At 65.7% G+C, this 9,165-nt stretch carries 9 protein-coding genes and 1 pseudogene; 7 read left to right on the forward strand and 3 right to left on the reverse strand.

The features are described 5' to 3' along the window. The 7 genes and pseudogenes from AAFM29_RS03570 to AAFM29_RS03600 all read left to right on the forward strand — a co-directional run. Positions 1–403: pseudogene (locus tag AAFM29_RS03570) on the forward strand (alpha-glucosidase); the annotation flags it as partial. After that, entirely contained in the window at positions 400–1,410 is a 1,011-nt protein-coding gene (locus AAFM29_RS03575) for a LacI family DNA-binding transcriptional regulator (RefSeq protein WP_341711442.1), read from the forward strand. The pseudogene AAFM29_RS03570 and the gene AAFM29_RS03575, both read left to right, overlap by 4 nt. Continuing rightward, complete coding sequence (locus tag AAFM29_RS03580; protein ID WP_341711443.1) at positions 1,407–2,321, forward strand: aldo/keto reductase; 915 nt, start codon at positions 1,407–1,409, stop codon at positions 2,319–2,321. The genes AAFM29_RS03575 and AAFM29_RS03580 overlap by 4 nt, the downstream gene beginning before the upstream one ends. Further along, positions 2,321–3,412: an LLM class flavin-dependent oxidoreductase gene (locus AAFM29_RS03585; RefSeq protein WP_341711444.1), complete on the forward strand. Its 1,092-nt coding sequence runs from the start codon at positions 2,321–2,323 to the stop codon at positions 3,410–3,412. Before AAFM29_RS03580 ends, AAFM29_RS03585 begins: the two co-directional genes overlap by 1 nt. A gap of 1 nt (position 3,413) precedes the next feature. Then, positions 3,414–4,913, forward strand: coding sequence for a glycerol-3-phosphate dehydrogenase (gene glpD, locus AAFM29_RS03590; RefSeq protein WP_341711445.1), 1,500 nt, complete (start codon positions 3,414–3,416; stop codon positions 4,911–4,913). Beyond that, positions 4,910–5,485, forward strand: a complete 576-nt coding sequence (locus AAFM29_RS03595; RefSeq protein WP_341711446.1) for an NAD(P)H-dependent oxidoreductase — start codon at positions 4,910–4,912, stop codon at positions 5,483–5,485. Before glpD ends, AAFM29_RS03595 begins: the two co-directional genes overlap by 4 nt. Beyond that, positions 5,485–6,081: a 3,4-dihydroxy-2-butanone-4-phosphate synthase gene (locus tag AAFM29_RS03600; protein WP_341711447.1), complete on the forward strand. Its 597-nt coding sequence runs from the start codon at positions 5,485–5,487 to the stop codon at positions 6,079–6,081. Before AAFM29_RS03595 ends, AAFM29_RS03600 begins: the two co-directional genes overlap by 1 nt. Positions 6,082–6,105: 24 nt before the next feature. On the opposite strand, the gene AAFM29_RS03605 is transcribed toward AAFM29_RS03600, so the two are convergent. The 3 genes from AAFM29_RS03605 to AAFM29_RS03615 all read right to left on the reverse strand — a co-directional run. Further along, positions 6,106–6,768 carry a TetR family transcriptional regulator gene (locus AAFM29_RS03605; RefSeq protein ID WP_341711448.1) on the reverse strand — a complete coding sequence of 221 codons (663 nt, stop codon included), beginning with the start codon at positions 6,766–6,768 and terminating at the stop codon, positions 6,106–6,108. Beyond that, entirely contained in the window at positions 6,765–7,922 is a 1,158-nt protein-coding gene (locus AAFM29_RS03610; protein WP_341711454.1) for a CoA transferase, read from the reverse strand. Before AAFM29_RS03610 ends, AAFM29_RS03605 begins: the two co-directional genes overlap by 4 nt. Next, on the reverse strand, positions 7,922–9,165 hold a 1,244-nt coding region (locus tag AAFM29_RS03615; RefSeq protein WP_341711449.1), incomplete at its 5' end, for a hypothetical protein. The genes AAFM29_RS03610 and AAFM29_RS03615, both read right to left, overlap by 1 nt.

Here is a 9,165-nt window from a genome sequence, read left to right on the forward strand (position 1 = left end):
CTCCTCACCCGATCTGCTTGCCTGTTTCGCGCGTTGGAGCCGGGTCCATGCGCATCTTGCCCCCTATGTGCGCGAGCTGTGCGGTGAAGCAGCGCGCAGCGGCCTGCCGTTGCAACGCCCGTTGTTCCTTGAATTTCCCGAAGAAAAGGCGCTGTTTGCAGTGCAGGACCAGTATCTTTACGGGTCCGATCTGTTGGTTGCACCGGTCATCGTGGAAGGCGCGGACCGGCGTGATGTCGTCCTGCCTGGCAACGCCCCGTGGCGCCATTGCTGGAGCGGGGAGGACTTTGCGCCCGGCACGCATACCGTCGCTGCCCCGCTCGGTGCGCCACCTGTGTTCTACAATCCGCGATCGCGGCACGCGCCGCTGTTCGCGCAGCTGGCAGAGGTGCTCCAGGGATGAGCGAAAGAGCGAATATCCGCGATGTGGCCGAACGCGCGGGCGTTGCGGTCAAGACCGTCAGCCGCCTCTTGAACGGCCACCCCTATGTTCGCACCGAAACGCGCGAGAAGATCGAGCGGGCGATGAAGGAGCTCGACTTTCGACCCAGTGTTGCCGCGCGCATCCTTTCGGGGGCGAAGTCGAACCAGGTCGCGCTGATCTATGACAATCACAGCCCCTATTACATGTTCCAGATCCAGACCGGGTGCTGGGACCAGTGCAAGGCCAAGGGCATTCGCCTGATTGCCCAACCTGTCGACGTGGACGATCCAGATGTCGGCGAACAGGTGCGCGGCCTGATTACCGAAACCCATGTCGACGGCATCATCCTCTCCTCGCCGGTGACCGACTGCGAAGCCGTGCTGAAGACGCTCGACAGGCTCGACATTCCTTTCGTGCGCATCTCTCCGGGTACCAATCATGCGGTGACGAGCTCGGTCTTCATGGACGATGCGCAGGCCGCCGACGACATGACCAGCCACCTGATCAACAAGGGGCACCGGCGGATCGGCTTCATCAAGGGCCACCACAATCACATGGCCAGCGACGAGCGCCTGTTCGGCTATCGCCGCGCGCTCGATCGGGCAGGCATCGCCTTCGAACCGGGTCTGGTTCACGATGGCGAATTCGATGTCGAAAGCGGCATACGCGCCGCAAATGAATTGCTCGACCTGCCGGTGCCGCCAACCGCGATCTTCGCCTCGAACGACGATATGGCCGCCGGCGTGCTGGCCGTGGCGCATGAACGCGACATCGATGTTCCCGGCGATCTTTCGGTGGTCGGGTTCGACGACACACCGCTCGCGCGGACGGTCTATCCGCCGCTCACCACCATCCACCAGCCGATGGCCGATCTGGCGCGCACCGCGACCGAGATCCTGGTTACCGGCGGGGACATCACGCACCAGCGCCTTCCGCATCAACTCATCGAGCGCGCCTCCGTCGCGCCGCCCAGGGGACACGAATGACCCAATTGCCAGCACCGCCCGCTGCGCGCCGCCTTGGCGCCAGCGATATCGAGATCAGCCCGCTTGCCTGGGGTATGTGGCGGCTGGCCGAGAACCGGCGCAGCGTGGCCGAAGCGGCAACGCTGGTGCATGCCGCGCTCGATGCCGGGATCACGCTGCTCGATACGGCGGACATCTACGGCTTCGACGGGAAGGGTGGTTTCGGCGATGCCGAGGCCTTGCTGGGCGAGGTGCTGGGTGCGGAGCCCGCGCTGCGTGGCCGTATGGTGCTGGCCAGCAAGGGCGGGATCATGCCGCCGCTGCCCTATGACCAGTCGGCCAGCTATCTGTCGGGCGCGATCGACGCGTCGCTGCGGCGCCTCCAGGTGGAATGCATCGATCTCTACCAGATCCATCGTCCCGATATCCTGACGCACCCGCAGGAAGTGGCGCGCACGCTTGAGGATGCGGTGGCCGCGGGCAAGATTCGCGCGCTGGGCGTCTCCAACTTCACCCAATCGCAGATCGAAGCGCTTGCGCATTTCCTCGACACGCCGCTGGTCGCGACCCAGCCCGAAATCAGCCCGCTACGGATCGATTGCTTCGAGAACGGCGAGCTCGACCAGGCTATGCGTCTTAACCTTGCCCCGCTTGCCTGGTCCCCGCTGGGTGGCGGACGTCTGCTTGCGCCGCAGGGCGAGCGAGACAGGGCCGTGGCGGCTGAACTCGACCGGATCGCGGCGGAGCAGGGCGTCAGTCGCTCGGTAGCCGCCTATGGCTGGCTGATGGCGCATCCGGCAGGGATCGTCCCGATTATCGGCTCGCAGAGCGCCGGGCGGATTGCGGAGGGCGCGGCGGCGCTGGGCATGTGCTGGACCCGGCAGGATTGGTACGCGGTGCTGGTCGCCGCGCGTGGTGAAAGGCTCCCCTGATGACTGACAAGCAACAATGCGAAATCGCGTGGTTTTCCGCGCTGTGCGACGACGACTATGAATTCCTCGGCGTGCCCGATCCCCAACTCGCTTCGAGCTGGGAGCATTGTCGCAATATCGTGCTGCGCGCCGAAGAGGGCGGGTTCGACAACATCCTGCTCCCCTCGGGCTACCAGCTCGGCGTCGATACCACGGTCTTCGCGGCAGCGGTTGCGCCCTACCTCAGCCGCATGAAGCTGCTGTGGGCCACCCGGATGGGTGAGGATTGGCCGCCGCAGCTGGCGCGGCGCATCGCCACGCTCGATCGTATCCTGGGCCCCAATGCCGCGGGAACCGGCGGGCGCCTGAACGTCAACATCATCTCCTCGGACATGCCGGGGCAACAGATGGAAAGCGGTCCGCGCTATCGCCGCGGCACCGAGATCATGAAGATCGTGCGTACGCTGCTGAATGGCGAGCACCTCGATTTCGACGGCGAGTTCTACCAGCTCAACCTCGATCCGGCGCGGATCTCGACGCTCAGCGGCAAATGCCCGCCATTCTATTTCGGCGGCCTCAGCCACGAAGCGCGCGAATGCGCCGCCGAAGCGGCCGATGTCTACCTGATGTGGCCGGACACGATGGACAAGGTCCGTGCCAACATTGCCGACCTCAAGGAACGAGCGGCGAAGTTCGGGCGCGAGCTCAAGTTCGGCTATCGCGTCCACGTGATCGTGCGCGAAACCGAAGACGAGGCGCGCGCCTATGCCGATCGCCTGCTCTCCAAGCTGGACGACGAGGCCGGCCGCGCGATCCGCGAGAAATCGCTCGATGCCAAGAATTACGGCGTGCAGCGCCAACAGGAACTACGCGGTGCGGCGGATGGCGACGGCTTCGTCGAAGAGAACCTGTGGACCGGTATCGGGCGTGCGCGCTCGGGCTGCGGCGCGGCGATCGTCGGCAATCCCGATCAGGTGCTGGCCAAGCTGCGTGCCTACCAGGCAGAAGGCATCGAAGCCTTTATTCTGTCGGGCTATCCGCATACGACCGAGGCGGACCTGTTCGCCCGGCACGTCCTCCCCCACATAGAGCACGGACCGCTCCAGTTCTGATATGACCGCCAACGCCGCCCCCACAATCTTCGACGTCGCCGTGATCGGCGGTGGCATCAATGGCTGCGGCATTGCCCGCGATGCCGCAGGGCGCGGGGCGAATGTCCTGCTGCTGGAAGCGGGCGACCTGGCGCGGGGGACATCCTCCGCCTCGTCCAAGCTGATCCATGGCGGGTTGCGCTATCTCGAACATTACGAGTTCGGGCTGGTCCGTGAATCCTTGTCGGAGCGCGAACGGCTGTGGGCGATCGCGCCGCACATCATCTGGCCGATGCGTTTCGTCCTGCCTTATGTGCAGGGCCTGCGCCCGCGCTGGCTGCTGCGGCTGGGCCTGTTCCTCTATGACCATATCGGCGGCCGCAAGGAGTTAAAGGCGACCGAGAGCATCGCCCTTGATCGCCATCTGGCAGGCGCGCCGCTCAAGCCCGAATTCGTCAAGGGCTTCGTCTATTCCGACTGCTGGGCCGACGATGCGCGGCTGGTCATCCTGAACGCCCGCGATGCGGCCAATCGCGGTGCAGAGGTGCGCACCCATTGCCGCATGACCGGATTCAGGCGTGAAGGCGATATCTGGCACATCGAGGCAGGGGGCGAGACCTTCCACGCCCGTACGCTGGTCAATGCGGGCGGTCCTGGCGTTCTTGCCGTGCTCGAGGCGGGGCATGTGCCTGATGCCAACAAGATGCGGCTGGTGCGCGGATCGCATATCGTGGTCCGCAAGCTCTTCGACCACGACAATGCCTATTTCTTCCAGCTGCCCGACGGGCGGATCTTCTTTGCCATCCCCTATGAAGAGGATTTCACCCTGATCGGGACGACCGATGCCGATCACCATGGTGCGCTGGATCATGTCGAGGCGAGCGAGGAAGAAATCGCCTATCTCTGTGAAGGCGCGAACCGTTTCTTCCGCCACCAGATTACGCCCGCCGATGTCATCTGGAGCTATGCCGGTGTGCGCCCGCTTATCGAAGACGGATCGGGCCGGCCCGAAGCCGCGACGCGCGGCTATCGCCTCGAATTGTCGGACCGCCACGATGGTGCGCCGCTGCTCAATGTGTTCGGCGGCAAGTTGACCACCTATCGCCACCTGGCAGAGGAAGCAGTCGATCTGCTGGGTGAGCGGCTGGAACTTCTGGACCGTTCGGGCTGGACGGGAGACGAGGCGCTGCCGGGCGGCGATTTCGGGCACGGCATGATCGATGCGCTGATCGCCCGGATTGCCGCGCGCTATCCCTTCCTCGAACCGCAGAGCGTTCGCCGCATGGCGCATGCCTATGGCACGACGTCCTTCGAAATCTTGGGCGATGCCTCCAGCCTCGCCGAATGCGGCACCCATTTCGGCCACGGCCTGACCCAGCGTGAGGTCGACTATCTGCGCGATCGGGAATGGGCGCGCTCGGCGCAGGACATCCTCTGGCGGCGCACCAAGCTGGGCCTGCGCCTATCCCCCCATGAGGCCGCGGTGCTGGCCGACTATTGCAACGAAAGGATTGCGGCATGACGCTGCGCATCGTCGCCATCGGCGGCACGGTCTATCCTGGCAGCACGACCGAAATGGCGCTGCGCTACGCCGCCCGGCCTTCAGTCGAAGCCGGGGCGGAGGTCACGGTCTTCGGGGGTGAATACCTCGGCGCCCTGCCGCATTATCGCGGCACCGGCCATGGCGAGACTAGCGGTACCGAACTGGTCGAAGCGGTCCGGCAGGCCGATGGCCTGATCCTTGCCGCGCCCGGATATCACGGGACGATTTCGGGCCTGGTCAAGAACGCGCTCGACTACCTCGAGGACCTGGCGAAGGACGAGCGGCCCTATCTACACGAGCGCCCGGTAGGGTTGATCGCCACCGCCTATGGCGACCAGGCGGCGATGGGCACCTTGCTGACCATGCGCGGGATCGTCCATGCGCTGCGCGGCTGGCCGACCCCGATGGGTGCGACGGTTCGCACCTACAATGGCTTGTTCTCGCCCGAAGGCGAATGTCTTGACGATCGCGCGCGGCTGCAATTGCAGCTGGTCGGCGAACAGGTGATCACCGCGGCGGGCAAGTTCGCCGCACAGGCGGGGGCCGCGTGATGAGCCCGCTCGACCCGGCGCTGGCGGCGTTGCGCGAAGGCAAGATCGTCGTCCTTACTGGTGACCGGCTGCGCGGCGGCGATATCGACTTCTGCACCCCGGCGAGCATGGTCACGCCCGAAACGATCAACTTCATGGCGACCCACGGGCGTGGCCTGATCTGCCTGACCATGACCCGCGAAGCGGCGATGGGGCTGGGCATATCGCTGATGAACCCGACGTCCGAACGCCAGACCGAGCGCCCGTTCGGTAATTCGATCGAGGCCAAGGAAGGCGTCACCACGGGAATCTCCGCCGCCGACCGCTCGCATACGATCCGGACTGCGGTTGCCCCCGGCGCACGCGCCGAACATCTCGTTTCACCCGGTCATGTCTTCCCGCTGATCGCACGCGGGGGTGGGCTGGCGGAACGCATGTCGGCGGTAGAGGGGTCGATCGAACTGTGCCGTCGCGCCGGAGTTGGCGAAAGCGCGGTGATCTGCTCGATCATGCGCGACGACGGCGAGATGGCGCGGATCGACGATATTGCCGACCTGATCGACCAGTTCGGCCTGGCAGTTGCCGATATCACGCTGCTAGCAGACCAGGCGGCCTGATCGCGCGCCCCTGCGCGAACGGCCTTACGGCTCGCCGCGGCTGGCCAGTGCTTGCGGCGACAATACCCCGCGCACTACCAGCTCCGCAGTGCTGCGCCCGAATTGTTCGACCAGTTCGCAATCCAGCCGATCGATGCCCAGCACCACCGCACGCGATGCGGCCGAGGTGAAGATCTGGGCACAGGCCCCCTCCAGCGCATGGGCGACCAGGAAAGGGTCAACTGGACGGAAGCAGCCCTGCGCCATCCCGTCGTCAAGAATCGCGCGCCGCGCATTGTAAACCGGGCGGACGAAGAATTCGCCGACCAGTGTCGCCGTCTCGCTCGATCCCTCGCGCAGCAGCTTGTGCAGCAGCCGATGCAAATAGGGGCGCCGCTGGTAGGCACGCACCACGCCCAGTACATGCGAATAAAGCTTCTGGTCGGGCGACATCGGCGCCGCGAGCAGCCTGTCCATGTCGGCGATCAGCTCGTCGGCATCGGCGCGGGCGATCGACACCATCAGCCCCTCGCGCCCGCCGAAGTGGTAGCTCACTGCCGCGATATTGGCTTCGGCGCGCTCGGTGATCTCGGCGATCGAAATGTCGAGGTGGTCGTGCTCGATCATCAGTTCGCGCGCCGCCTCGATGATCCGCATGCGGGTCTTGTTGGGCGTGCGCTTCGCCTCGCTCACGGCTATCCGCGTCACCGGCCCAGTTCCGCATTGTGCTCGCCCAGTCGCGGGGTCGGCGAATGTTCCGGGAAATCGAAATCACCGAAAGCGAAGGGTGGCTGCATTTCAACTACCGTCCCTTCGCTGGGGTGGTTCCGGCGGCGGAAGAAGCCGGTCGCAGCCAGATGCGGATCGTCCAGGATATCGCCGATATCGCGCACCGGCTGTGCCGGGACGTCCGCTTGTTGCAGCAGCGCGAGCAGTTCCTCGGTGGTGAAGCCCGCCGTCAGCCGCGCCATTTCGCGATAGAGGCCCTCGATATTGCGGAAGCGCGAAGCGGCATCGGCATATTCGGGCCGTTCGAGGATGCTGCTGTCTCCAAGCAGGTCCAGCACCTTCTGCCACGATCCGTCGACATAGGGGACGATCGAGATATAGCCGTCCTTGGTGGGGAAGGGCTGGCGATCGGGCTCGACCTGGCGCTTGTAGCACACCGGCGCATTGGGCGGATCGAAGGTCAGCCCGCCCAAATGTTCCAGCAGCATGAAGCTGGTGAAGGTTTCGAACATCGGCACTTCGACATGCTGCCCGCGCCCGGTGCGCAGCTTGTGCACGATCGCGGCGAGCGCTGCATGCGCGGCATGGAGGCCCGCAACCTTGTCGGCGATCAGCGAGGGCAAATAGCGGGCGCGCGGGTCACCATCGACCCGCGGAAGCAGCGTGGCGGTGCCGCTGGCTGCCTGGATCACGTCGTCATAGGCCTGCAGGTCGGCATAGGGGCCATCCTGCCCGAAGCCGACGCAATGGACGTAGATCAGTTCGGGGTTGATCGCGCGCAGGCTTTCGTAGTCGAGCCCCAGCCGCTCCATCGCCTTGCCACGGACGTTGCACACGAAAACGTCGGCGTTGCGCAGCAGGTCGAGCATGGCCGCCTTGTCGGCCTGGTCCTTGAGGTTGAGCGTGATCGACTTCTTGCCGCGATTGATCGCGATGAAACCCGGGCCCATGCCCGGTGTCGCCGCCGGCGGGCTGGCATAGCGGAAGGGATCGCCGATCTGCGGGTTCTCGACCTTGGTCACTTCGGCGCCGAGGTCGGCCAGCATCTGCGTGCAATAGGGGCCGAAGACCACGCTGGTGAGGTCGACGACCTTGATGCCGGTCAGCATCTTCTGGCCATCGCCCGGGGCCATCACGCCGCCTCTCCCAGGGCGGCGATGGTGTTGATCCCGTCGCGCACTTCCACCCGCACCGTTCGGCCCACCGCATCGCGGGCCGCCAGCTCGGCAAGCATGGCGGCATCGTCCTTGCCCGTGCGCGCCAGGATGCGGCCCTTGTCATTCGCGGCGATGACATAGCCGCGCGAGGGCTGGCCCGACTTGTAGACCACGGTGTACGTTTCGATGGTGGCGTTGCAATCCTCGGCCAACAACGGCGGCGCGACTTGCGCATCGACCTGGGCCTGGATCGCCGCGCTCGATTGCGGCGCCCATTGCGCGGGCGGTTCGGTCGAATAGACCCCGGCCGCTTCCTTGGTCAGGAACCCGCCGTTGGCGAGGATCAGGCCGTAGTCGCCGGGCCGCTCACGCAGACGCTCGACCATGGTGGCGATGGCGTGGAGCGAATAGTTGTTGCCCGGCCCGCCGAAGAAGGGGAGCCCGCCGGTCAGTGTGGCGGGCATGGCGCGCCAGTCGAGCCCCAGCGCCTCGGTCGCCAGCAGAACCGCGACGGGGAAACAACTGTAGAGGTCGAACAGCGCGATGTCGCCGACCTGCTTGCCGCTGGTCGCAAGCGCCTGCTTCAGCACCAGCTCGATCGGCGGCGAGCGCGAGAGGTCGGTGCGTTCGGTGACCATCGTGTCCTTGGCCTTGGCATGGCCGTGGAGGAAGACCCATTTCGACCTCTCGATGCCCAGCCGCTCGGCTTCCGCGACCGTGGTGATCACCACCGCCGCCGCCTGGTTCACCGCGTCCTGCGCGACGTGCCATTTCAGGTAGGGATCGGCGATCGGGTAGTTCCCCGCGCTGGGGGTCGAAAGGTAATCCGCCGAATGCGCTTCGGGGAATTGCGAGTGCGGATTGGCCGCGGCCACCTTGGCGAAGCCGGCCCAGAGTTCGGACATCAGCCGCATATGCTGTTCGCGGGTATGACCCATGCGGACCCGCAGTGCGTGCTCGAACGCGGGATAGGTCTGCGTCGGCGAGCCCAGACCGTTGGCGATCTCGTAGGGCGAGAGCAGCGCGCCGCCGAAGCCGCGATCTTCCATTTCGCCTTCGGCAGAGCGGGTCCAGTCGAGCGCCATGCCCTTGCGCGCCGCGAATTTGAGCGCGCGGGTTGCCTCCGCCCCGACCAGCAGTGCCGCGCGCGCCTCGCCCGCATGGACCGCAGCAGCGAGTTCGTTGACCAGCGACTGCGGCTGGTCGCCGCCGAGCTGCG

Source organism: Erythrobacter sp., from assembly GCF_038133525.1.
In the GTDB taxonomy this organism is placed as follows: domain Bacteria; phylum Pseudomonadota; class Alphaproteobacteria; order Sphingomonadales; family Sphingomonadaceae; genus Qipengyuania.